General features: G+C 69.7%; 2 protein-coding genes. Both read right to left on the bottom strand.

The window, feature by feature from the left end; all coding sequences use genetic code 11:
* Positions 1–188: 188 nt before the first annotated feature.
* Positions 189–368: a hypothetical protein gene (locus ACU8YC_RS25960; protein ID WP_059409336.1), complete on the bottom strand. Its 180-nt coding sequence runs from the start codon at positions 366–368 to the stop codon at positions 189–191.
* Positions 369–552, bottom strand: a 184-nt coding sequence (locus tag ACU8YC_RS25955; RefSeq protein WP_446896107.1) for a hypothetical protein, incomplete at its 5' end; no start/stop codon positions are given.

Raw genomic sequence — 552 nt, 5'->3', positions numbered from 1 at the left:
AGACGCGACCGGCGGGGATGCAGGACGGCTTGCCGTCGAGCATTCCCCACCAATCTTCGAAGTCGTGGTGGAACGGGGGCGCCGCACGATCGCGGCTATCCGTGGTCACGAGCGCCTGCCCACGCAGAACGCCATGACGAGAGCGCCGAAGGCTGAGCCGCCCATCGCGGAGAGGATGCAGGCGGTGATCATCGGCTGTGCTCCAGCCGGTTGTGCCGCTGGGCGAGAGCCGCCCGCGCGGAGGCCGTCAGATGCCCGGCCCGGTGGATGTCCTGCTGAAGGGCAGCCTCGCGCTGCTCCTGCCGGCGGCGCTGCCTGCGCAGCCAGGCGTCGTCGACGCTGAGTGGCTGATGCGGATCAGCGGCCATTCAGCAGGCCTCCGCATTGGCCGCGTCGCCGATCACGACGATTGCGAGGCTGCGGAGGCGGTCGAGCGTATGCCGGGCCTCATTCACCCGGATCTGCGCCCAGCAGATCGCGGTCGCGTCGAGCGCGCTGCGGCTGGCCGAGTAGCGGGCAATCAGCCCGTTCAGATCAGCTTCGGCGATGGAG

It is taken from the genome of Citrobacter sp. VF227, from assembly GCF_052950715.1.
This window is presented reverse-complemented; position numbering and strand designations above follow the sequence as displayed.

Excerpts from the sequence above, each read along its gene's own strand:
- ACU8YC_RS25960 (WP_059409336.1), bottom strand. The coding sequence starts at position 368 with ATGGCCGCTGATCCGCATCAGCCACTCAGCGTCGACGACGCCTGGCTG.